The sequence below is a fragment of the Roseibium alexandrii DFL-11 genome (genome assembly GCF_000158095.2).
GTDB lineage: Bacteria > Pseudomonadota > Alphaproteobacteria > Rhizobiales > Stappiaceae > Roseibium > Roseibium alexandrii.
In genome coordinates this window covers 2,088,841-2,112,148 of record NZ_CM011002.1, presented here as the reverse complement: position 1 = coordinate 2,112,148, position 23,308 = coordinate 2,088,841, and the positions used below count along the sequence as shown (strand labels likewise).

Annotated in this window: 16 protein-coding genes; 11 read left to right on the top strand and 5 right to left on the bottom strand. The window is 56.9% G+C overall.

Annotated elements, in window-relative coordinates:
- Nucleotides 1-153: 153 nt before the first annotated feature.
- The 4 genes from SADFL11_RS09710 to SADFL11_RS09695 all read left to right on the top strand — a co-directional run bounded on the left by SADFL11_RS09710 (nucleotide 154) and on the right by SADFL11_RS09695 (nucleotide 6,937).
- Nucleotides 154-1,683 carry a Do family serine endopeptidase gene (locus SADFL11_RS09710; RefSeq protein ID WP_040451748.1) on the top strand — a complete coding sequence of 510 codons (1,530 nt, stop codon included), beginning with the start codon at nucleotides 154-156 and terminating at the stop codon, nucleotides 1,681-1,683.
- A gap of 161 nt (nucleotides 1,684-1,844) precedes the next feature.
- A complete protein-coding gene (locus tag SADFL11_RS09705; protein ID WP_008190545.1) occupies nucleotides 1,845-2,531 on the top strand; it encodes a response regulator transcription factor in 687 nt (228 codons plus the stop codon).
- Nucleotides 2,515-3,972 (top strand): sensor histidine kinase, encoded by a 1,458-nt coding sequence (locus tag SADFL11_RS09700; protein ID WP_050776210.1) that lies wholly within the window; start codon nucleotides 2,515-2,517, stop codon nucleotides 3,970-3,972. The genes SADFL11_RS09705 and SADFL11_RS09700 overlap by 17 nt, the downstream gene beginning before the upstream one ends.
- Nucleotides 3,926-6,937, top strand: coding sequence for a bifunctional [glutamine synthetase] adenylyltransferase/[glutamine synthetase]-adenylyl-L-tyrosine phosphorylase (locus tag SADFL11_RS09695; protein WP_081450575.1), 3,012 nt, complete (start codon nucleotides 3,926-3,928; stop codon nucleotides 6,935-6,937). The genes SADFL11_RS09700 and SADFL11_RS09695 overlap by 47 nt, the downstream gene beginning before the upstream one ends.
- Nucleotides 6,938-7,001: 64 nt before the next feature.
- Here SADFL11_RS09695 and SADFL11_RS09690 read toward each other — a convergent pair whose 3' ends face one another.
- Nucleotides 7,002-7,358 carry a hypothetical protein gene (locus SADFL11_RS09690; RefSeq protein WP_134852969.1) on the bottom strand — a complete coding sequence of 119 codons (357 nt, stop codon included), beginning with the start codon at nucleotides 7,356-7,358 and terminating at the stop codon, nucleotides 7,002-7,004.
- Nucleotides 7,359-7,381: 23 nt separating this feature from the next.
- On the opposite strand from SADFL11_RS09690, the gene SADFL11_RS09685 reads away from it, so the two are divergent.
- Nucleotides 7,382-8,266, top strand: a complete 885-nt coding sequence (locus SADFL11_RS09685) for an alpha/beta fold hydrolase (protein ID WP_008194349.1) — start codon at nucleotides 7,382-7,384, stop codon at nucleotides 8,264-8,266.
- A gap of 126 nt (nucleotides 8,267-8,392) precedes the next feature.
- Here the strand turns inward: SADFL11_RS09685 and SADFL11_RS09680 are convergent, their stop codons facing one another.
- The 4 genes from SADFL11_RS09680 to pepN form a co-directional block, all read right to left on the bottom strand.
- The gene (locus SADFL11_RS09680; protein WP_008194908.1) at nucleotides 8,393-9,898 is read right to left on the bottom strand and encodes a methyl-accepting chemotaxis protein; all 1,506 of its coding nucleotides are present in this window, start codon (nucleotides 9,896-9,898) and stop codon (nucleotides 8,393-8,395) included.
- 159 nt (nucleotides 9,899-10,057) lie between these two features.
- The gene (locus SADFL11_RS09675) at nucleotides 10,058-10,699 is read right to left on the bottom strand and encodes a hypothetical protein (RefSeq protein WP_134852968.1); all 642 of its coding nucleotides are present in this window, start codon (nucleotides 10,697-10,699) and stop codon (nucleotides 10,058-10,060) included.
- A gap of 462 nt (nucleotides 10,700-11,161) precedes the next feature.
- The gene (locus SADFL11_RS09670; protein WP_040451750.1) at nucleotides 11,162-13,534 is read right to left on the bottom strand and encodes a PAS domain-containing sensor histidine kinase; all 2,373 of its coding nucleotides are present in this window, start codon (nucleotides 13,532-13,534) and stop codon (nucleotides 11,162-11,164) included.
- Nucleotides 13,535-13,691: 157 nt separating this feature from the next.
- Nucleotides 13,692-16,337 carry an aminopeptidase N gene (pepN, locus tag SADFL11_RS09665; RefSeq protein WP_008197112.1) on the bottom strand — a complete coding sequence of 882 codons (2,646 nt, stop codon included), beginning with the start codon at nucleotides 16,335-16,337 and terminating at the stop codon, nucleotides 13,692-13,694.
- A gap of 265 nt (nucleotides 16,338-16,602) precedes the next feature.
- On the opposite strand from pepN, the gene SADFL11_RS09660 reads away from it, so the two are divergent.
- The 6 genes from SADFL11_RS09660 (at nucleotide 16,603) to SADFL11_RS09635 (ending at nucleotide 23,308) form a co-directional block, all read left to right on the top strand.
- The gene (locus tag SADFL11_RS09660) at nucleotides 16,603-17,601 is read left to right on the top strand and encodes a hypothetical protein (RefSeq protein WP_040451751.1); all 999 of its coding nucleotides are present in this window, start codon (nucleotides 16,603-16,605) and stop codon (nucleotides 17,599-17,601) included.
- A gap of 290 nt (nucleotides 17,602-17,891) precedes the next feature.
- On the top strand, nucleotides 17,892-18,893 hold the full coding sequence (locus tag SADFL11_RS09655; protein WP_008194463.1) for a hypothetical protein: 1,002 nt from the start codon (nucleotides 17,892-17,894) through the stop codon (nucleotides 18,891-18,893).
- Nucleotides 18,894-19,009: 116 nt separating this feature from the next.
- Nucleotides 19,010-19,507: a class I SAM-dependent methyltransferase gene (locus SADFL11_RS09650; RefSeq protein WP_040451752.1), complete on the top strand. Its 498-nt coding sequence runs from the start codon at nucleotides 19,010-19,012 to the stop codon at nucleotides 19,505-19,507.
- A gap of 26 nt (nucleotides 19,508-19,533) precedes the next feature.
- Nucleotides 19,534-20,712 (top strand): CaiB/BaiF CoA transferase family protein, encoded by a 1,179-nt coding sequence (locus tag SADFL11_RS09645; protein WP_008192441.1) that lies wholly within the window; start codon nucleotides 19,534-19,536, stop codon nucleotides 20,710-20,712.
- Between the two features lie 5 nt (nucleotides 20,713-20,717).
- Entirely contained in the window at nucleotides 20,718-21,323 is a 606-nt protein-coding gene (locus SADFL11_RS09640; RefSeq protein ID WP_008196577.1) for an NUDIX domain-containing protein, read from the top strand.
- Nucleotides 21,324-21,427: 104 nt separating this feature from the next.
- Nucleotides 21,428-23,308 carry an adenylate/guanylate cyclase domain-containing protein gene (locus SADFL11_RS09635; protein ID WP_008194673.1) on the top strand — a complete coding sequence of 627 codons (1,881 nt, stop codon included), beginning with the start codon at nucleotides 21,428-21,430 and terminating at the stop codon, nucleotides 23,306-23,308.

The window sequence follows — 23,308 nt, the reverse complement described above, 5'->3', positions numbered from 1 at the left end:
CTGAGCCCCAAGCAACCTTACAAAAACGTAATCCATCCGACAGGCGCCTGTAAGGGAGCCTTTCCTATCTTCAGTTTCGACCAGGAAACGCACGACCCCGCGTGTTCCTGAATGAATTGACCTCCAGTCAAACTGTCGAAAAAGGAAGAATAGATGGAAAATCGTCGGTCAAGCTCCCCTTTGCGGTCTCGCCGCGCCAAACTGCTGGCCGGTGCAGTCGTACTCGGTGCGGCCGGTCTCATGACCGTGCAGACCATTGTGCCGGCGCAACTGGCGCAAGCAACGCCAGTCCGTATCGATAACGCCGCACCTGCTGATTTCTCTGATGTCGTCGGAGCCGTGAGCCCGGCTGTTGTCAGTGTGCAGGTCAAACAGGCTGCTGAGCCCCGGATGATGAATTTCAACGGCGGCAACAACTTCCGTGATTTCTTCGAGGATCTGCCAAACGGGCACCCGTTCGAGCGTTTCTTTCGTGACTTCGGCGAACGTGGCGGCGAAGAAGGCCGGCCGCAACGCCCCACGCCGCGGCAATACGGCATGTCCCAGGGTTCCGGTTTCTTTATCTCCGCTGATGGATTTGTTGTGACGAACCAGCACGTGATCGACAAGGGCACTGAATTCACAGTAATCGATCATGAAGGCGAAGAGTATGACGCCGTCCTGATCGGAGCCGACAAGCGCACGGATCTTGCGCTTCTGAAAATCGACGGCGGCAAGGATTTCACCTATGTCGACTTTGCCGACGAGGCGCCGGAAGTTGGCGAGTGGACCGTTGCCATCGGCAACCCGTTCGGTCTCGGTGGATCGGTAACCGCAGGTATCGTGTCTGCACGTGGCCGTGACATCGGCGCAGGTCCCTATGACGACTTCATCCAGATCGATGCTCCGGTGAACCGTGGCAACTCCGGTGGTCCGGCGTTCAACATGAACGGTGAGGTCATCGGCGTGAACGCTGCGATCTTCTCGCCGTCCGGCGGCAACGTCGGCATCGCATTCGCCATCCCGGCCTCCACGGCTCAGGATGTCATTATGGAACTGAAGGACGATGGCACGGTCGTGCGCGGCTGGCTCGGTGTTCAGATCCAGAACGTGACCGATGACATTGCCGAAAGCCTTGGTCTTGATGAAGCGCATGGCGCGATCGTCTCTGAAGCCCAGGAAGGCAGCCCCGCCGCCAAGGCAGGTCTGCGGTCCGGTGACACGATCCTCGAAGTTGAAGGTGCAAAGGTCGATGGCCCGCGTGATCTGTCCAAGATCATCGCCGCATATGATCCGGATACCTCAGTGGAAATCACCGTTTGGCGCGATGGCAAGGAGCAGGACATCGATGTGACCCTCGGTCGCCTGCAGGATCAGCAGCAAGCTGCTGCCGAGCCGGAAGCCGTGGAGCAGCAAAAAACCAGCCTGGACGACATGGGTCTTGTCCTGACGTCCAAGGCAGATGCTGGTCTTGACGGTAACGGCGTCCTGATCGCCGACATTGATCCGGACAGCCCGGCCTCCGAAAAGCGCTTGAGCCGCGGTGATGTGATCCTTGAAGTTGCCGGCATGCCGGTCAACTCGCCGGAAGACGTTATCAAGGCGGTGAAGAAGGCGGAAGAAGATGGCCGCAAGGCAGTCTTGTTCCGGGTTGAAAGCAACGACAACACCCGGTTTGTGGCTCTGCCCATGAACCTGGCCTGATCAGGGCCGGTCCTGCACCGGCATCTGAGAGCAAGACCGGTCTGCCCTCTGCCCCCAACCCCGACGGGCCGGTCTTGCGAATTGATGGCTGGCAACAGTGTTCACATCCACATTGTTGCCAGCCCATTTCTTTCTTATCTCACTCGCGGTAAAACAGAGCCATGTTGCAGATTCTTGTGATTGAAGACGACCACGAAGCAGCCAACTACCTTGCGAAGGGTTTGAGCGAGCTTGGTCACAGGGCGGACAAGGCGGACGACGGTGAGACCGGTCTGCAAATGGCGCTTGATCGCGACTACGACATCCTGATCGTCGATCGCATGTTGCCCAAACGCGATGGCCTCGCCGTAATCGAGGAACTGCGGAAGAGCGGCAATCATACGCCGGTTCTGATCCTGTCAGCGCTCGGTCAGGTCGATGACCGCGTCACGGGTTTAAAGGCCGGGGGCGATGATTATCTGCCCAAACCCTATGCTTTCACAGAATTGCAGGCACGCGTCGAAGCTTTGGCGCGGCGGCCTAAATCTGCCAGTCAAGTAGAAACCACCTACACAGTCGGCGACCTGACGCTGGACAGGATGGCCCACTCCTGCCGTCGCGGTGACATGGAAATCCCGCTGCAACCGCGCGAATTCCGTTTGCTGGAATATCTGATGCAGCATGCGGGACAGGTTGTGACCCGGACAATGCTCCTGGAAAATGTCTGGGAGTATCATTTTGACCCTCAGACAAACGTTATTGATGTCCACATCTCGCGTTTGCGCGGCAAGATCGACAAAGGGTTCGACGTCCCGCTGCTCCATACGATCCGCGGTGCCGGATACACCATCCGTGACACGGCTCACTAGGTTTACCCGGACAACAGCGTTCAAGCTGTCACTGCTGTACATCGCAGTGTTCACGCTGTTGTCGGGTTTCCTGCTCATCTACATTTCCGAAAATACCGACCACCTGATGTCGGAACAGGTGGTTCAGACCATCGACGCCGAACTCAAGGGGCTGTCGGATATTTATGTACGCGGCGGTGTGCGCGATCTGGTGGAGACCATCGACCGGCGGTCACGCCATCCGGACGCCAGCCTCTACCTTCTTGTTGATTTTTCGGGCAATGCCCTGGTTGGCAACATCGCCCGCCTGCCAACAACTGTTCTGGAGGAGGCCGATGGCGGTATCCGCCGCGTTCACTACACCCGCATTGGGCAGGACAGTCCGGATACGCAACGCCAGGCAATGGTCCGGACCTTTGAGCTGCGCGGCGGGTTTCGCCTGCTGGTTGGGCGTGACCTTGGCGAACAGCTGCGCTTTTCTCACCTTCTCGGCAATGCACTTCGCTTGTGGCTGATCGTTGTCGTCGTCATGGGTGCGATCACCTGGCTCTTTGTCAGCCGGCGCGTGATGAAGCGGATCGACGAGATCACGGACACCAGCCGCACGATCATGACCGGAGATCTGACCGGACGATTGCCGATTGCCGGCAATGATGATGAATTCGACCGGTTGGCCGTTAGCCTGAATACGATGCTCGACCGGATCGAGCTTCTGATGCGGTCCATGAAGGATGTGACCGACAACATCGCGCATGATCTGAAGACGCCTCTGACGCGTTTGCAAACCCGCGTGGAAACCGCCTTGCGTCAGGCGGAAGGGCAAAACCGCTACAAAGAGGCGCTTGAAGAAACGCTGAGCGAAACCGATCACTTGCTGAGGATCTTTAACGCGCTGTTGCGGATTGCGCGGATCGAATCCATGGCACCTGGAGAGGTTATGGAGCGCGTTGATATCAACAACCTCATCAATGAAGTGTCAGAGCTCTACGAGCCGCTGGTTGAAGATGAAGGGGGCGTTTTGGAGACCCAAGTGTCCGGCGGTCTCGAAGCGGTCTGCCAAAAAGATCTGGTGTTCCAGGGGCTGGTCAACCTTATCGAGAATGCTCTGAAATACGGACGCCCAAAGGATGGAGAGTTCCGGATTAGAATCTCTGCGAGCGAGCATGAGGGCCGGGTGGTGTTAAATGTCTCCGACACAGGCCCTGGAATCCCGGAAAAGGATCAGGATCGGGTCAAAGACCGGTTTGTCCGTCTTGATGAAAGCCGCTCGGAGCCGGGAACCGGTTTGGGATTGAGCTTGGTCAAGGCCGTTGCCCGCTTGCATGGTGGAGAGTTGCAGCTCACAAATGGGGACCCGGGCCTTGTCGCCCGGATCGATCTTACCCGGGCCAGACCGGGAAGCAGCGGGAGCAGCAATGGGCACGGCGGGCAATCAGACGGGGCAAACCCAAAACCGGAATGAGCAGGGGCAACACCAGCCGCTTATGGCGCGGATTTCGATCATCCCGCCCGTTGCAGACCCTGATCACGCGCAGCTTTTCCTAAACGATATCCTAGCCCAGCCCGAGGCTGGTGCAGATGTCAATGCGCTGCTTGAGGACAAGCCCGATCTTGCGCGGATGCTGCTTGGCGTCATTGGAAACTCGCCGTATCTCAGAGATCTCATGACGGCCAATGCCGCGCGATTGTTGAGCATCCTCACCGATTCGCCTGAACGGCGGCTTGCAGATTTGCTGGAAACGGCCCGGGAAACGACCGCCGAAGATGAGGCAGGGATCACACGGGCGCTCCGCCTGTTGAAACAGGATCTGGCCTTGACGCTCGGATTGGCCGACATCGGCGGTGCGATGGATCTTGATCAAGTTACTCATGCGCTTGCAGGCTTTGCCGATGCGTCGCTGACCGCGTCAATCCGGTTCTGCCTCAATGATTTGACCCGGCGCGGCAAGTTTGAGCCGAAGGATCCGGAAAAACCGGAAGTCGACTCAGGCCTAATTGTGCTCGCCATGGGCAAGCATGGTGCAAGTGAGCTGAACTACTCCTCCGACATTGATCTGATTGTGCTGTACGAGCCGGACAAGGCGCCCATGGCCGGATCCGCCGAGGCCCCGGTAGAGTTTGTGCGGCTGACCCGGCGTCTTGTGAAAATCATGCAGGACCGGACGGCGGACGGGTATGTGTTTCGCACAGACCTGCGTTTGCGGCCGGACCCGGGTGCCACTCCGCTCGCCATGTCGGTTCCCGCTGCTCTCGTTTATTACGAGTCCCTCGGGCAGAACTGGGAGCGCGCGGCCCTCATAAAGGCACGGCCTTGTGCCGGTGACATTCCTGCCGGTGAGGCTTTCTTGAAGGAAATTGTGCCGTTCATCTGGCGCAAATATCTCGATTTTGCAGCGATTGCGGACGTGCAAGCGATCAAGCGCCAGATCCACATGCACAAGGGCCATGGCGCAATTGCCGTTGCTGGCCATAACGTCAAACTTGGCCGTGGCGGCATTCGCGAGGTCGAGTTTTTCGTTCAAACCCAACAATTGATCGCCGGGGGGCGCAACCCGGAGCTTCGCGGACGCCGGACTCTCGACATGTTGCAAGGGCTGACCCAGGCCGACTGGATCCGCCCAAAGGCACGGGATGAACTCACCAGCGCCTACCGGTTCCTAAGAACCGTCGAACACCGTATCCAGATGCTCAACGACGAGCAGACCCAGCTCTTGCCCAAAGACACTGAAGGTTTGAACCGGATCGCGTCCTTGATGGGATACGAAACGCTGGATGCTTTCAAAACGGATCTGCTTGGTCATTTCCAGAACGTTCAGCATCACTATGCGGAGCTGTTTGAAGATGAGCCGGGGCTTTCGTCCGAGACCGGCAACCTGGTGTTCACAGGCGATGATCACGATCCGGACACGCTGGAGACCCTGTCAAAGCTCGGCTTCCAGCAACCGGCTGAAGCAGCCGCCATCGTCAAGGCGTGGCATTTCGGACGGTATCCGTGTACCCGTTCGACAAAGGCCCGTGAACGTCTGACAGAGATGCATCCGGCGCTTTTGAGTTCGCTGGCTGCCACAGACAATGCGGACGCAGCGCTCCGGGCCTTTGACAGTTTTATGGCCAAACTGCCGGCCGGGGTGCAGCTCTTTTCGCTGCTTCGCTCCAATCCGCAACTTCTCACACTGCTCGCGACAACCATGGGCGCGGCGCCGCGCATGGCGGACACGGTGTCCAAACGGGTGCATGTCCTGGACGCGGTTCTGGACCCGGCGTTTTTCGGAGCCATGCCAAGCGTTGACGAGTTCCGGTCAGGCTTGGACCGGACACTGTCGCAGTCGCAGTTCTATGAAGAGGCTCTTGATCGGGCTCGGATCTTTGCGCAGGAACAGCAGTTCCTCATCGGTCTGCGCTTGATCTCCGACACGCTGTCTGCGGACCGGGTGGGCTTTGCGTTGGCGCGTCTTGCCGAGGTGGTGGTCGACCGGATCATGACGCAAGTGATCGCCCATGTTGGCGAGACCCATGGAACCGTGCATGGCGGAGAGGTGGCTGTTCTTGCCATGGGCAAGCTCGGCGGTCGTGAAATGACAGCAGCCTCTGATCTGGACCTGATCCTGCTTTATGAAGCTCCTGAGGGCGTCAAACAGTCTGACGGAAAACGCCCGCTCGCCATCAGCCAATATTACACGCGCCTGACCCAGCGCCTGGTCACGGCCTTGTCTGCACCGACAGCCGAAGGGTCACTCTATGAAGTTGATTTCCGCCTGCGCCCGTCCGGCAATGCGGGACCGCTTGCCACCAACTTGGACGGCTTCCTTGCTTATCAGGAAAAGGATGCTTGGACCTGGGAACACATGGCCCTGACGCGAGGGCGGGTAATTGCATCGACCTCCGATGCCTTCAAGAAAAAGATCCAGGACAGCATCTGCGGGACCTTAGTTCAGCCAAGAGATCTGAAAAGTCTGGCCGATGATGTCCGCTCCATGCGGGCAAAAATTGAAAAGGAAAAGGGGACCAAGGACATCTGGGACTTGAAACAGGTCGCCGGCGGTCTGGTCGACATTGAGTTCATGGCACAGTTCCTGCTGCTCGCAAACGCAGATGAGAGCCGAAGTGTTCTGGCGCAAGGAACCGAACAGGCTTTGGAAAACTTGCGGGACGGGGGCTTTTTGGACAGTGGAGATGCCGGAAACCTTTTGGAGGCCTTGCGGCTCTATCACCGGCTAACCCAGGTCCTGCGCTTGGCTTTGTCTGGGAAATTTGTTCCTGCGGATGCTCCGCGCGGAGTGCTCGATCTGCTGCTTCAAGCTTCGGGCAGTCCGACCTTTGAGCGCCTTGAGGCTGAGTTGAATGAGATGCAGCAAGGCGTCCGGGCTATCTTTGAACGGCTAGTTGGCCCGGTCGAAATCATCGAGGCCGCGCCAACATCGCAGTAAGTAATTGCCCCTTTGCTTGATCGCTGGTCATGTGCCGCGCGCGAGAGCAAAGGGGCGGAAATTTTTATCCGCGGCCAGCGTTCATGCCGCCGTCGTGTTCCTGACCGAAGAAAGTGCCCCCCAGTTGACCGCCGGTGCTTGAGTTTTCCGCGACTTTCTTGATGCGCTCGGCTTCTTTTTTGATTTCAGCTTTGCGTTTTTCACGGTCTGTCATCATGTCTCCTTTCAGTGTCATGCATTGAACAAACGCGGGAAGCCGAACTTCGTTCCATAAAAAATCCACGACGGTGGCCTGTAGATACCTTTTAGTGGTGGTTGCATCTGGCACACCTAAGGCTTGTTTGCGCATGTGCGCTGGTGTAGGGACAGCATCGTCCGGCGGCCTCAGTCTCTTCGCGCATTTATCAATTTGCGCGACCATTTGTATTTCCCGGAGTATTTCAATTGACTTTCCCGACATCTGACGCGATCCGCAATCCGGAGCGCACAGCGAAGCTTTCTTTGCAAAACGGCCGCAGACTGGCCTGGTACGAGTGGGGGCCGGAGACCGGTCAGCCGATCCTGTTCATTTCTGGTGCAGGAACTGCTGGGTCGCTTGGCTTTGGTGCTGATTGTCTCGATGAACTGAACATTCGCCTGATTGCTCCCGACCGGCCGGGCCTTGGCGGGTCTGACCCGGATCCCAGCAAAACCCTGCAAAGTGTGGCTGATGATTTTGCCGAAATGATCGGATATCTCGGCGCTGGTGCAATCCCTGTTGCCGCCGTCTCGCAGGGCGTGCCTTTCGCACTGGCGCTTTCGGCCGACGGACCGGTCAGTCGGTTGGCAGTTGTCTCGGGGCAGGACGAACTGTCCCGGCCGGAGTTCTTCAGTGGCTTGCCGGACCAGCTTCAGCAGATGGTTCGGGATGCCAAGCACAATCCCGATGCATTGATCATAATGCTCGAAGGCTTTTTCGATCCGGATAGCTTTTTGGAGTTCATCATCTCAACCAGTTCCGAGTTGGATCAGGCGGTCTATCTGTCCGAACCGTTTCACTCGGCCTTCAAATCCGCTCTGGAACGCGGGTTTGCGCAAAGGCCAGCCGGCTATGCCCTCGATACGGTTGCCGCGATGGGACCATGGACGTTCACTTGGGACGCAATCACCTGTCCGGTGGATCTTTGGTACGGCGGCAAGGATGCAAGCCCGGTGCATTCGCCTGATGGCGGGGCACTGATGGCATCCCGCCTCAAGCATGCGAACCGGCACTTCTTTGAGGACGAGGGCGGGTCGCTGCTCTGGACGCGATCACGGGACATTCTGACTTCATTGGTTGGGAAAGCCTGACAACCATTCGCGCTTTCCTGTCAGAGGTTCCATCTGAAAAAGGGGCAAAAAAAACATCCCAAGCGTGACGCCTGGGATGTTTTTTGACTGTCGATATGGTCACACGCGCCTTGAGCACGACGAGGTTTATGCTGCGGCGACGTCCTCCAAAAACCGGTCAACGGCCAGTTTCAAGGCCTCGGTCTTGGTGTTCAGATCATCTGATGCGGTCACAACTTCGCCGGCCGAGGCATTGGTCCGGGTCACCGCCTCGGTCAGTTCCGTAACGTTGTCCGTCACCACCTTTGTGCCTTCAGAGGTTTGCTGGATGTTCCGGGAGATCTCGGAGGTAGCTGAGCCTTGTTGCTCAACTGCGGCTGCTATCGCACTGGTGTAGCTGTTGACCTCGTCCATGGTCTCGGTGATCGAGCCGATGGCATCGGCGGATTCCTGGGTCGCAATCTGGATCGCAGCAATTTGCGAGGAGATTTCTTCAGTCGCCTTTGACGTCTGTGTCGCCAGTTCCTTGACCTCGGCGGCGACAACGGCAAAACCTTTGCCCGCTTCGCCAGCTCGTGCCGCCTCGATGGTTGCATTGAGCGCGAGCAGATTGGTCTGTTCGGCGATCGCTTGGATGAGAGTGACCACCTCGCCAATCTTGGATGCAGAGGCAGATAAGCCTTCAACTTTTTGATTTGTGGTCCGAGTACCTTCGGTTGCCTTGGCAACCACTTGAGTTGTGCGGGAAACCTGCACGGTAATTTCGCCGATGGATGCGGCCAGTTCTTCTGCAGCTGAAGCAACTGTCTGTACGTTTTGTGCTGCATCGCTGGAGGCTGTCAGTGTGTTGTTGGCGCTCGACGCACTGTCCTGGGCAATCCCTGTCAGGTTTTGCGCCGTCTGATCGAGCGTTTCAGCTGTTGCTCCGACAGACTCCAGAAGATCCTGTGCCGTTGCGCGGAAGTCGTTGATCAAGGTGTCGATCTGTTGCTGGCGGCTTTGCCGCGTTTTTTGATCTGCTTCCTGATCCGCCCGAAGGCGGGCGCGCTCTTGTGCGTTCGTTTTAAAGACTTCAACGGTCCGGCTCATTTCGCCGATTTCATCGAGACGGTCGGTGTCCGGGATCTCCATATCGCGTTCACCGCCTGCAAGACGCGCCATCACCTGAGTGAGGGAGCCGATCGGCCGTGTAATGGCAAGGCTCAAGACATAAACCAGAAGAAAACCAGCACTGATCGCGACGGCGAGCGCGACGCCGATTTGATACAGCGCGTTTTGGCTCGCCGCGCGTGTCAGTGTGGACTGACCGGCTGCAATTGCCGTGATTTCAGATCCGACGTCGTTGGACAAGGACTGCATTTGTGCCGGAAGCGTGTCCCGCTCTGCCTTCGCCGCTACGATTTCATCGAAGGCATCAGCGAAAGCCAGCGTCGCATCGCGAACCGAAGAAATGCTTTCAGTGGCTTCCGGAATGGTCTCGCCAGCCTCCTCCATGGCTGTGGAGATTGTTTGAAACTCATCCGCTACGTCGCGGATTTCGTCCGCGGTAACAGTGCCAAGGCCGGTCGCAAACTCCACAGTCCCCGCCCGGGTCGTCGTTGTGGCCTGTGCGAGGGCGATTGCTTGCCGGCTGATGCCTGCCAATGCGGCCAATCTTGATTGGTTTTCGGTGGCATTTTCCAGTTCCTCACCGAAGGTTTCATAGATTGTAATCCGCGCATTCAGACTGCCGTCCTGAAGGACGGTGACGAGGTCAGCGACGGTCTTTTTCTTGCCTGCCCGGTTAAAGAGATTGGTTTCCCCAAGCAGATCTTAAAGTGCGACAGGGAAGGCCCTTGCACTGTCTGCGAGAAGTTTGGTGTCTTCCGGTTTCAGTGTTGCAAGGCTCGCAGTTTCCAAACGTTCTGCGGCTGCAATCATTTTCGAAATGCCGTCATTGATTTCAGCCATCACGTCGTCGGTCAGATCTTTGGCCTTGTATTGACCGCCGTGGCCAAAACGCGGCGCCAGGGATTTGGCTTGTGTTTCCACTTCTGCTGCCGCAATCCCGTAGAGGCGCGCGGCGTCTTGTGTGGCCTTGGCGACTTGAGCTGCTGCAACAGCGGACTGTTGTTCCTTGGTGACTGCTTCGCCGATAAGATGCGTCAAGTCTGAAAGCTTCGCGCTCGTCGACATCACGGTCTCAAGCGCTGCTAATTGTGCAGACATTGCCGAAGTGAGGCGCTTGAACGTTCCCTCCAGTTCCTCCACCTTTTGTCTGGCCGAACCTAACTTGTCAGTTGCCGGCGTCCCGTCCGCAACAGCCTTGTGCAAAGGCATAACCAACTCGCGAAGGTCATCCAGCCTCTGTGTGGCTTCTTCCGCGTTTCGAGTGCTCGGCGCCTTGAGATAGGCTTCTCGCGCATTGGCAGCTTGGTTTAGGCCGGCCATCGCCGCTGAGGTCTTGTCCGACACTTGTGTTCTTTCCGCCAATCCAAGTATGGCGAAAGTCGCAACCCCTCCGACAATCAAGGTGAGAAGCAAAATCGCTGCGAAGCCGCTCCAAACCTTGTATGAAAATTTCAAATTACTGAAGAATTTAACAAGAGAATTCATCTTGATGACCTAGCGTAAGCGTGTTCATTCGAAAGGGTGAACGCTCCTGATCATTGTTTCGATGGATGAATCTTGTGTAAATAGGATAGTGTAATACGAAAATAAAACCAGAAGTTTAGTCGGCTTTTTGGTTTTGGGAAGGTGATTACTTGGGAATGAGACAAGAGTTTGCTTCTGTAAATTAAGGGAAAACTGTTTGTCGGGCTAAGTATATCTTGTGTGGAAAAATTGTGCACTGCGATATGGAGTTTTATCGGCAGGAGGCAGTTTCACCGTGTGAGGCCAGCGAAGATCCGGGGCGACGGGTAAAAATGGCTTGGCTCAGGCTGACTGAGCGATCTGAGTGCTGTCGGTGCGGGCCAGTGGCAGCGAGAAGCTGACGACCGTCCCTTTCTTGACCTCAGATTCAATGGCAAGTTTTCCGCCATGCAATTCCACCAGGGAACGGGCAATTGCAAGGCCCAGTCCGGACCCCTGGTGGGTCTTGGTGAACTGGTTTTCCACCTGAACAAATGGCTTGGCCAACCGCTCTATATCGCGCTCCGAAATACCAATCCCGGTATCGGTCACTTCAAACCGGACTTTGTCGCCGCGCGGGCGGGCCTTCAATGTCACGGTCCCATGGTCCGGGGTGAACTTGACAGCATTGGCGAGAAGATTGAGGAGCACCTGTTTCAATGCCCGTTTGTCGACATCGACATGGAGGTTGTCGGCGACATCTGCAGAGATAACGATGTTCTTTTCAGAAGCGGCTCCCGTGATGATCCGCGCTGCATCTTCTGCGGCCTCGCTGGCGTTGACCACCTCGGTTTCGATCGACATCCGGCCGGCCTCGATCTTCGACATGTCGAGGATGTCGTTGATCACATTCAAAAGGTAGGTGCCGGAAGAGTAGATGTCCTTGCAATAATCGGCATATCTGTCTGTGCCGAGCGGACCGAACATTTCCTGCGTCATGATGTCGGAAAAGCCGATGATGGCGTTCAGCGGTGTCCGCAGCTCGTGAGAGATATTGGCGAGGAATTCAGACTTCGCCTGGTTGGCGGCTTCTGCGCGTGTCTTTTCTTCCTGATACTTCTCGGCCATTTCGGAAAGCTGGCGCGTCTGGACTTCCAGGATCTTGCGGGACCGCTGCAGGTCTGTGACCGTTGCTTTCAAGCGCTTCTCAGATTCCGTCAGGCGCTCTTCGTGCTTCTTCAGCGCGGTGATGTCGGTGCCCACTGAAACGAAGCCGCCGTCCTTGGTCCGGCGTTCCGAGATTTGCAGCCAGCGTCCATCTTCCAGCTGAGCTTCATATGATCCTTCCGGTCCGCCCTGACGCTTGCTGAGTTGGACCGGCTGCGGAGACGCCGGGCCATTTTCGGCTGCGGCGAGAACATCCTTGTAGGGGGTTCCGGGCTTGACGGCGCTCGGTGGCAGGTTGTGCAGGGACTGATAGTTGGAGTTGCAAATCACCAATTCGTTGCGGGTGTTCCAAAGGACAAACGCCTCGGAGATGGTCTCGATCGCATCGCGCAGGCGCAAGTCCGCCATCTGGCTTTGCTCTGCAAGCAAATGCTGCTCGGTTATGTCGAGGCAAATACCGATAAGGTGCGGCTCGGCCCGGCCCGGATCGACCTGGATTTCGCCGCGGGCCCGCAGCCAAATCCAGCTGCCGTCGGCGTGGCGCATGCGGAATGTTTCGTCGACCAGTGTTTCGCCGCTTTCAAGGAGGTGTTCGGCAAGCCCGAGAAGGTCGATGTCATCCGGGTGCGTAAGGTCGGAGACTTCCGAAAAGCTCAAGATGTCATCCTTGGGTTCCCGGCCAAGGAGTTCATAAAGAGACGAGGACCAGAACATGCGCCCGCGGGAGAGATCCCAATCGAAGAGACCGCAACGGCCATGGGTGAGGGCGGTGTCAATGCGGGCCCGGGTCGCCGCATAGTTCTCGTCAGCCTGTTCGGCCCGCGAGGCTTGGCTGAAAAATCCATAGATAATGGCCAGAAGCACCAGCGACACGCCGACATACAAGGTGACATTCGCAGAAAGTGCACTGCGCCAGTCTGCAAATACGACTGACTCTGGTTGCACGACCGCAATCATACCAAGCTGACCGTCAAGATGGCGAACGGTAGCAAGCACGGGCTCCGGGCCGTCACGGCCGGTCAGGTTCACCGGAATGGAAAGGACACCTGCGCGTTCGCCGAACACGGTCAGGGGTTGTGCCGGGCCGAGGAGGTCGGTCAGCGGGCGGCCTTCCAGAGAAGGTTGAAGCGGCGCGGACGCTGCGATCTTGCCGTTCGTGTCGGAGATCAGGAAAATGCGGCCCTTGCTGGTCGCGCCGGTGGGCAGGCTGTCTGCAAGGATGCGCTTCAGCGTCGTCCGGTAGCCCGCCGCCGGAAGGTCTTTGCCGGATGCATTGAGGGGGGCTGCAACAACCGACGCCATGAGGCTGAGGGTGGTCTCTGCGTCTGAACGGGCTGATTCGTGTTGCCCGACAAGTTCGCCTGTCCGATACATGGCAAGGAAAACGAGAAACAAGATGGCGAGAGCCGGGATCAGCCGCCGCATCAGGCTGTCAGAGCGTTCAAGGTGATTATGGGCGGAAGACACGAAGTTGCGCCAGAGCGCTCTTTGCGCGCCCGCGCTGGTTTTACGTCCTGAATCCTTAGCGCTGCGCCGCCCGGTAGCGGAGCCCGCAAATGCTCTTGACATAGGAAGTGTGCCTCAATTCCGCCGCTCCGAAGCCGAGCTCCGAATCACTTCCATTTGAATCAAATCGTCAGTATTTGTCTAGAGTCGCAGAAGAAGAAAATGGTTAACAAGGCGCGCTTTTACCAGAGCTCTTGTTAACGTTTCCAAATATAGAGACTTACTGCAATGTCCTGTCGACAATGTCACGGCAGTCTCTCGACAGTTCTTCGCTTGAAGAAACCCTCAAGAGGGCAGATTCAGCAAGGGATGATCTCCGCCCCTCCAAAGCTCTCCAGGAGCGGAAGCTTGTCAATAATCGCGAGGCGACCTGCGGATTTCTTTTGTCAATCTGCAGAACTGATTCGGCAATAAGATTGAAACCCTTGCCGTCAGCGCGTGAAAACTGCGTCGGGTTCCCGGTGGCAAAGGAGTGCAGCACGGCGCGGACGCGGTTCGGATTGCTGGGCTCATAAAGCGGGTCGGCGATCAAATCCTGCACCACTTGTAGTGTTTCATCGCGCGGGGCTGTGGCGCGTGCGGCGAACCATTTGTCCATGGCAAGGGCGCTGGTCGCATGACGGGAGCGGAACGCTTGAAGGGCGTCCATTGCGCCTTCAAAGCCGTGGTGCACGAGTAAGGTCAGCGCCATGATCCTGTCGGTCATGTTGTTTGCGTTTTCGAACCGGTCATTGACCAGGGCAACGGCGCCCGGATTGCTTGAGTGGGCATGATAGTGCAGGGCCCGGTTGGACAGAGCGCGTTTTCCTGCCGAGGCTGCGTCCGGGGAAAAGGCGCTGTCTTTCGCGTAATCCCGCGCTAATGGCAACAGCAGGGGTTGCAGCTCATCCGCGATTTCCGCAATCAGGCGGGTGCGGGCAGTATGAATAGCATCCGGATCAACGTTGTTGCCGATGTCCTGAGCAGTGTCTGTTTCGCTCGGCAGCGTCAGTGCCTGGGCTTTGAGCGCAGGATCGAGACGGTCATCCTCCAGCACGGTTTGCAGAACGGCGACAAGATCTGCGGCGCTTGCAAACGCCACTTTGCGGCGAACCGCTTCAGTACGCGCAAGAAGGGTTTGAGTGGCCAGCGTCTGAACGGCTTGCCAGCGGTTGTAGGGATCGCTGTCGTGCTTGGCAAGGAACGCCAGGTCGTCAGCCGACTGGTCCTGGGTGAGACGGACCGGGGCGGAGAAGCCGCGTAACAGGGAGACCTTCGGGGCGTCAGGCACATTCTGGAAGGTGATTGTCTGGGCTGGTCTTTTGAGAAGAATGACGTCGCCGGTCACCTTCGTGCTGTCCCCCGTTGTGATCTCAAGATCCTGACCATCGGGTCCAAGAAGGCCAAATCTCAGCGGGATCACGGCCGCCTTTGCCGATTGTTGTCCCGGCAATGGCGGGATCTCCTGGGAGAGGGTCAGTTTGAAGCTGTTGTCTTTCGGGTTGTGGGCGGTATTGACCGATACCAACGGCGTCCCGGCCTGTTCGTACCAGAGTGCAAACTGGTCCAGATCCGAGCCGGTGGCATCTTCGAAACACTTCAGGAATGCTTCAATCGTGGTGGCTTCGCCGTCGTGCCGGTCGAAGTACAGGTCCAATCCGGACCGGAAGCCGTCTTCGCCAAGTAGCGTTTGCAGCATCCGGACGACTTCGGCCCCTTTTTCGTAGATCGTCGCGGTGTAGAAGTTGTTGATTTCCTGATAAGAGCGCGGTCTCACCGGATGGGCCAGCGGGCCGGCATCTTCAGGAAACTGGTGCATTTTCAAGAGCTTCACATCCGCGATCCGTTTCACCGGGCGCGAGCGCATGTCGGCTGAAAACTCCTGGTCCCGGAAAACGGTGAGGCCTTCCTTCAGGCACAGCTGGAACCAGTCCCGGCAGGTGATCCGGTTGCCGGTCCAGTTGTGAAAATACTCGTGGGCGATCACGGCCTCGATATTGGCGTAATCCTGATCGGTGGCCGTCTCCGGATCGGCAAGCACGTACTTGTCGTTGAAGATGTTGAGGCCCTTGTTCTCCATCGCGCCCATGTTGAAGTCCGACACGGCAACAATGTTGAAGACATCAAGATCATATTCGCGGCCGAAAGCCTCTTCATCCCAGCGCATGGACCGTTTGAGCGAATCCATGGCCCAGTCGCAAAGCGCTTCCTTGCCATGTTCAACGAAGATGTTGAGCTCGACGGGGTTGCCGGACGCGGTGGTAAAGTTGTCCGTGATCTTGGCAAGATCACCCGCCACCAAAGCAAACAGATAGGCCGGTTTGGGATGCGGGTCGTGCCAGATGGCAAAATGCCGATCGGTGTCTGGAACCAAGCCCGTCTTAATCAGGTTTCCATTTGAAAGCAGGACCGGGCAGGCATCGCGCGGGGCTTCCAGCCGGACTGTGTAGACACTGAGGACATCCGGGCGGTCCGGAAAATAGGTAATGCGGCGGAACCCGTCAGCTTCGCACTGGGTGCAGTAGGTTCCGGATGACCTGTAGAGTCCCATCAATTGCGTGTTCGCATCCGGATTGAGTTCGGTGGTTATGGTCAGTGTGAACGTGTCACCGGTTGGCGGTGTCAGCTCAAGCGCAGATGGTGTTACGTCATACGCGTTGCTCTGCAGAGGCGCGCCATCAACCGCAATCGACAACAGTTTGAGGTTATCGCCATCCAGGATGAGAGGAGCGCCGGGTTTCGTATCCGGTTGGCGGACGACTTTCAGCTCAGCAATGACCAGCGTAGCCGTGGGGTCCAGGAGAACATTGAGGTTTGCGGTTTCAATGCGATAGGCCGGCGGCTGGTAGTCTTCCAGCTTGATGGTTGTCGGCGTTTCAGATGGCATTCATGTCTCCGCGTGCGTCTCGCCTGTAAGAGGCAATCAGGGCCGCTGCTTGCAGGGTTCGGAACGGTTCGTCAATCGCCTTGCATCCAAATATCGATGGATGGCAGTTATCCAGCATGTTAAAAATTGGTAATACTGGTTCATTTTCAATGCCTTCATGGCCATCTTCATATCAAACATAAGCGGCATGGCATAATGGGATTGCCCACGTGACGATCTCCGTGCCATCGTTTCCGCGGGCTGATCCTTTGCTGGGAGGTGTGTGGTGTCAGACGAAAACACAAACGATTCAGGATCTGGCTCGCAGATCGATTACAACACCAAGCACGTCTACTTTTATCTGCCCAAAGTGCCGACAGAAGATGGGGAAGTTGCCGACAACATCGACCTTGGGGCAATGTTACGCCTCGGCGGCTACTGCGATCTGGAGCAGCAAGCTCACAAGCTTCCGGCAGACGAGCTTCATTATTACCCTCAAAAATATATCGATACGCAAGGGGCTGGCAGCGAAAACATCTTCAAGAAATCCGCCGGCAGCAGCACCGAGTCCAGTCACGGCATTCTGATGGCCTGTGACGGGCATTTTCTTTTGAAAGCTGCCGAAAAGATGTTTGTCGAAACCGGGGACCACCATCTGCAGGTCAATGGCGATTATGAGCACGACACCACCGGCAGCGTGAATGTTCAGTCCGGCGACATCATGAATCTCAAGAGCGGCACCAACAAGACACTGACGCTCAACGCAGGCGATAAAACCGGCGATATGGAATTGCTCGCCAACAACAAGACGGAAACGGTGCAGGGCGACAACAACAACAATACGTCGGGCAATAAAACCGACTCTACGAAAGGAAATAATACGATTACCACTTGGGGGTTGACGATGACTTACAGCCTCGATGTGGCTTATTCCGCGTTTGCAGCGGGGCAGATCGTTACGTCCTCCTGGGGGCTCCAGCTTTATCTCGCAACCCTCGTCAAGGTTTATCCGGTTTCCGAAGTTGTACTTGCCGGCATGCGGTTTCAGGCAACTGGTCTTAACATGGCAAGTGTCCAAACCCAGGTCGGCTATAAGGCATTGTCGGTCGAAAGCCGTATCGCTAACTTGCGCAGTGACCTGACCAGTCTCGACGGGATTGGTATCAAAATTCAGGAAACGAACATCAATGCCGCTGATAACGCGATCCGTCTTGCTGCCCAGCAGGTTGAACTGAACAACGGTGATGTACAGGCCAACACAAAGGGCGTTGTAGTGTTTCTGTAGCCCGAGGTTCCAATCGGGATACGCAAGTATGATTGTTTTGGGATGGGGCAACAGCCACTGTTGGCCGTGAAAAGCTCGTAGTGTTTCCGTCGGCGCCGTCGGTTCCAGCCGCACTTCACGCCTATCGGGTCGGTGTCAGTTTTTAGCCCGGATTTTTCTCTGGGCCAGGTTATGTTTCCAATATCTATCCAACTTGAATGCAAACATAGGCTGTATTGAATCGTTGGATTGCTCGCATAACGATGCCTGTGCCATCGTTGCGGCGGGCTGATTCTTAGCTGGGGGGGTGTATGGTGTCTGACGCAAACACAAACGATTCAGGATCTGGCTCGCAGATCGATTACAACACCAAGCACGTCTACTTTTATCTGCCCAAAGTGCCGACAGAAGATGGGGAAGTTGCCGACAACATCGACCTTGGTGCGATGTTACGGCTTGGCGGATATAGCGACTTGGAGCAGCAAGCTCAGAACGTTCCTGCAGATCAACAACATTACTATCCGCAAAAACACATCGAATCTCAGGGCACGGGCAGCGAAAACATCTTCAAAAATTCAGCAGGCAGCAGCGATCAGTCCAGCCATGGCATTCTGATGGCCTGTGACGGGCATTTCCTTCTGAAGGCCGCAGAAAACATGTTCGTCGAAACCGGGGATCACCATCTTCAAGTCAATGGCGATTATGAGCACGAAACAACCGGCAGCGTGAACGTTCAGTCCGGCGATATCATGAGCCTCAAGAGCGGCACCAACAAGACGCTGACGCTCAACGCTGGCGACAAAACCGGCGACATGGAGCTGTTCGCCAATAACAAAACGGAAACGGTGCAGGGCGACAGTACTGACAACACCACTGGCGACAGTTCCAGCAGCACGAGTGGCAACAGCAACTGGTTCACCAAATTGTTTAAGACCAGTTTCGTCGGGAAGATCAGCCTTTCCGGAATGCTTGGTGGTCAGATCGTTCTATCAACATGGGGGCTCCAAGTTTACGGCGTTACGCTGATAAAGGTCTATCCGGTTTCTGAAGTTGTCCTCGCGGGAATGCGGTTTCAGGCGACCGGCCTGAATGTCGCGAGTGTTCAGACACAGGTTGGCTACAAGGCATTGTCCGCTGACACCTTCGCGGCAAAGGTCAGTAACGTTCTTACTGGCTTGGTCGATCAGCAGATTCAGATCACTCAGGCGACGTTAACAACGCAGCAGCGAGCAGTGCAGGCCAACGTGGACGAGCTTCAAGCCAGGCAAGTCGAAATGGACGCGAACATAGTCGGTATCGTTTCGTTCCTTTAGGCCTCGGTATCCGAACCAAGGCGTCCAGCCGCAAACAAGTCTGCCCGTTCAGCTTTGACCTTGCTCGCCTGCCGGTCTATGCAGTGCAAACACTTTGCACAGTCAGGACTTTTTGCATGAGCCGCTTGGACAGTTTTATCCGCCGGATGACCTCCCAGAAGATCATTCTTGAATCCCTTATAGACAAAGTGAACGAGGTTGACGGGCCAATCTTGGAGTTGGGGCTGGGCAACGGCCGGACATACGATCACCTGCGGGAAATCTATCCGAACAAAGAGATTTTCGTTTTCGATCATGCCTTGACCTGCCACCCGAGTTGCGCCCCGGACGCGGAGCACATGATCCAGGGCGACATTCGGGACACGCTGGCCTTCTGCGGGCCACGGGTCGGCGGCAAGGCGTCTTTTGCACATATCGACATTGGATCCGGGGATCCGACCACGGATCTGGCCACCGTGCATTGGCTCGCGCCGATGATTGACGAGCGGATGGCCGTGGGCGGTTACATATTGACCGGCCTGGAGCTCAAACTTCCCAATTTTGAGCATCTGCCAAATCCTGAGGGCATCAAGGCAGACCGGAATTTCATCTACCGCAAGACTTCCGAAGCCTGACGCGCTGACAATCAAGGAAATACCAAATGACAGCGCCGCTCAAAGGCATCAAAGTCGTTGAATTGGCCCGGATCCTGGCAGGCCCATGGATCGGCCAAACCCTCTCTGATCTCGGCGCCGATGTGATCAAGGTCGAAGCGCCACAGGGCGACGATACGCGAGGATGGGGCCCGCCGTTCCTAAACACCGAGGGCGGTGAGGCGGGCGATGCGGCTTATTTTCATTCCTGCAACCGCGGCAAGCGGTCGATTACGGTCGATTTCCGCACCGAAGAAGGGCAGGAAATTGTCCGCAGACTGGTGGCGGATGCCGATGTGCTGGTTGAAAACTTCAAGGTTGGCGGACTGGCCAAATACGGCCTTGATTATGAGAGCCTGTCAAAGGTCAATCCGAAGCTAATCTATTGCTCCGTAACTGGCTTTGGTCAGGATGGACCTTATGCCCATCGTGCTGGATATGACTTTATGATCCAGGGTATGGGCGGCATCATGGACCTGACCGGCGATCCGGATGGCGCTCCGCAAAAGATTGGCGTCGCCTTCGCGGATATCTTTACTGGTCTTTACGGAGTGATCGGCGTTTTGGCCGCGCTCCGCCGCCGTGATGAGACCGGGGAGGGTGAATGGGTCGACATGGCGCTTCTGGACGCCCAGGTCGGTGTTCTGGCAAATCAGGCGCTCAACTATTTCGTGACCGGCAAAACCCCAAAGCGTTTGGGCAATGCGCACCCCAACATTGTGCCGTATCAGGTCTTTTCTGCCAGTGATGGCCACCTCATCATCGCGGTGGGCAATGACGGGCAATACAAGCGCTTGTGCGGAGTGCTGGGCCGACCGGAGCTAGCAGACGATCCGAAGTTTGCCACGAATGCCGCCCGGGTTGCGTCCAGAACGGAACTGGTTGCAATCCTGACAGAAGAGACCGCGGCACGGGCGCGGGACGATCTCCTTGCAGCTCTGGAAATGGAGGGTGTTCCGGCTGGTCCGATCAATTCGGTAGAAGATGTCTTTGAAGACAAGCAGATCAATCACCGGGAGATGAAAGTCGACTTGCCGGCAACGGATGTGGATGGCGGGTCTGTGACTTCGGTCCGGACGCCAATCCGGTTCAAGAATGGATCGCTTGTTCTGGAGCGGGCAGCGCCTGCACTTGGCGAACACACCGCCGAGATCCTGGCTGAGCTTGGTTTGACAGACGAGGGTTGATCTCTATGAGCGCGCCGGTGAAGGAGACTGACTTCCTCAAGATCCTGAACGAAGAGCTTTTGTCGGACAATTGGGGCAAGGTCACCAAATACACGCTTGATTACCGGCGCCGGGATGGGACCTGGCAGCGGCAGACCCGCGAGGTCTATGACCGGGGCCATGGCGCGGCGTGCTTGTTGCACAATCCGGAAACAGGCTGTGTTCTTCTAACACGTCAATTCCGCTTGCCCGTTTGGCTCACTGATGGGTCCGCAGCGTTCATCGAGGCGCCGGCTGGCCTGCTTGAAGGTGCGCGACCAGACGAGCGGATGCGTGCGGAGTTGATGGAAGAAACCGGCTTTGAAGTATCGGAGCTGGAGCATCTCTTCGATCTGCAAATGAGCCCCGGGTCCATCACGGAGGTCTTGTCCTATTTCCGCGGCAGCTATCAGGAGCGCCAGCGTACGGGCGAGGGCGGCGGTGCGGAAAGTGAAGGAGAGGACATCGAAGTGCTTCATGTTCCACTGGAAGAGGCGCTTCTGATGGTGTCCGATAGCCGTATCCGGGATGCCAAAACGGTGATTCTCCTGCAGGATCTGGCGCTACGTGAACTTCAGGCCGCAAAAGACTGAAGCCGCAGGGGAAACAATCGGATGGTATTCTTCGCGGCGGCTGCCTTAATTTGAAGGCAACTGTCAGGCATTACGATTTTTAGGCAAACTCAGGACGGAGCCAGATGGCGCTGAATTTTCGCAAACCCCGGCGTGTCCGGCTTCAGCTGACGACGATTGTCGGGCTCGGCTTCGGCGGGTTTGTGGCTTTGGCCATCGGATTGGTCCTGGCCCTTTCAGTGACCGCGAATTTCCAGAACACCTTCTCCTTGTTGAACGACAAGACGATCTTGAGCACGCAGTCGCTTGAGACCCAAGTGCGCACCCATTTCCAGTCAGTTGAGAATGCGGTGATTGGCCTGAAGCCTTTCTTTGAAGACGGCACCTTGTCGATCGAGGACCGAAACCGGATTTACGAAGATTTTTCAATCGCGCTCCAGACCAACACGGACCTGACCACGCTTGCCATCACCTATGCAGACGGCCGCCGTCTCGGGGTCTACCGGGCGAAAAACGGCAAGCTGTGGCGGATCAATTCGGACGCGCCGCCGCCGGGCATGAGAGACGAAGTCGTCCCGGTGCTCTCGGCCGATAGCCCTCCGACATGGGGCCCGATCATGCGGCATGAAGTGGGGCTTTTTGCCAACGTCTCCGCGCCGCTTGTTCATGATGGCGAAATGTTTGCCGTATTGACGGCGGCAACCACGATGGAAAACCTGTCCATCATCGTTGCCAGCCAGGATGAGGGCGTCAACAACACGGTGTTCATCCTCGATGGCAACGGAGACGTCTTGATGCACTCCGACGCGGACTGGATTCAGACCGGCGGCAGCATTGCCGAAAACCTACCGGGGTCATGGGACACAATTGGTGACCCGGTCTTGGCCGCCATGGGCGATGAAACAAAACTCGAAGAGTTTGAGCGCGCCTCGGAGCTTGGCATCGATGTCTCGATCATCGACGCAGCCGACGATGAATATCTGATGATGCGCCGGGTCGTCCCCGGCTTCAGTGATCAGCCTCTGACCGTTGGGCAATATTACCTTGGTGCGACTGTCTCGCGGGAGGTCCGGCGCTTGGCGGGGTCAGGCTTTGTAGGTCTAGGGGCCTTGGTTATTTCCGTTCTGGTAGCGATCTGGATCGGGCGCCGCGTAGCTCGCCCGTTGCGCAATCTGGCGCGCCAGTCCGAGCGGGTTGCGACCTTGTCTCTGCAAGACGTTGAGCCACTGCCGCGCAGCCGCGTCGTGGAGATGGATCAGGTTGCCTCTGCCTTTAATGCGATGGTGGAAGGCCTCAAGGCCATGAACACCTACGTTCCACGGTCATTGTTCATCAAGCTCATGCGCCTTGGCGGGCAAAAGGCAGCCGAGGCCCGCAAGGCGGAGCTGACGATCCTGTTCACGGACATTGTCGGTTTCACGGCTCTTTCTGAAAACATGAGCGCGGAACAAGCGGCCGCGCTTCTCAATCAGCATTTTGCGATTCTGGTGGAAGCTGTTGAAAGCGAAGGCGGTACGGTCGACAAATTCATGGGTGATGGAATGCTGGCCTTCTTCGGCGCGCCGGACGACCAGCCGGATCACGCAGAAGCAGCGGTTCGGACAGCCCGGCGCATTGCAGCCGCCCAAATGCAGGCAAACGAAACGGCCAAAGCCGAAGGTGGCGTGACGCTGAGGATGCGGATCGGGATCCACACAGGACCGGTGCTGGTTGGCAATGTTGGCGCTCTGGACCGCTGGAACTACACGGTGGTCGGCGATACAGTGAACGCTGCAGAACGGCTGCAGCATTTGGGCCGCGAAGTGGCCGGTGAGCCGGAGATAACAATTCTGGCAAGCGCAGAGACCGTATGCCGATTGCCGAATGAACACAGCCAGACACAGGTCGGCGAACATTACCTGCGCGGCCGGTCCGGGCGGATGGAAGTATACTGGCTGGCGCCAACCGCAATCGACGTTTTGCCCGTAGATGAAGCATCGGAAGCGCCGGTTTCCGCAGCGGAGTAA

Coding starts and splice junctions, on each gene's coding strand:
- SADFL11_RS09670 (WP_040451750.1), bottom strand. CDS start 13,534: ATGTCAAGAGCATTTGCGGGCTCCGCTACCGGGCGGCGCAGCGCTAAG.
- SADFL11_RS09690 (WP_134852969.1), bottom strand. CDS start 7,358: ATGGTCGCGCAAATTGATAAATGCGCGAAGAGACTGAGGCCGCCGGAC.
- SADFL11_RS09695 (WP_081450575.1), top strand. CDS start 3,926: ATGGGCACGGCGGGCAATCAGACGGGGCAAACCCAAAACCGGAATGAG.
- SADFL11_RS09640 (WP_008196577.1), top strand. CDS start 20,718: ATGAGCGCGCCGGTGAAGGAGACTGACTTCCTCAAGATCCTGAACGAA.
- SADFL11_RS09645 (WP_008192441.1), top strand. CDS start 19,534: ATGACAGCGCCGCTCAAAGGCATCAAAGTCGTTGAATTGGCCCGGATC.
- SADFL11_RS09710 (WP_040451748.1), top strand. CDS start 154: ATGGAAAATCGTCGGTCAAGCTCCCCTTTGCGGTCTCGCCGCGCCAAA.
- SADFL11_RS09705 (WP_008190545.1), top strand. CDS start 1,845: ATGTTGCAGATTCTTGTGATTGAAGACGACCACGAAGCAGCCAACTAC.
- SADFL11_RS09655 (WP_008194463.1), top strand. CDS start 17,892: ATGGTGTCTGACGCAAACACAAACGATTCAGGATCTGGCTCGCAGATC.
- SADFL11_RS09650 (WP_040451752.1), top strand. CDS start 19,010: ATGAGCCGCTTGGACAGTTTTATCCGCCGGATGACCTCCCAGAAGATC.
- pepN (WP_008197112.1), bottom strand. CDS start 16,337: ATGCCATCTGAAACGCCGACAACCATCAAGCTGGAAGACTACCAGCCG.
- SADFL11_RS09635 (WP_008194673.1), top strand. CDS start 21,428: ATGGCGCTGAATTTTCGCAAACCCCGGCGTGTCCGGCTTCAGCTGACG.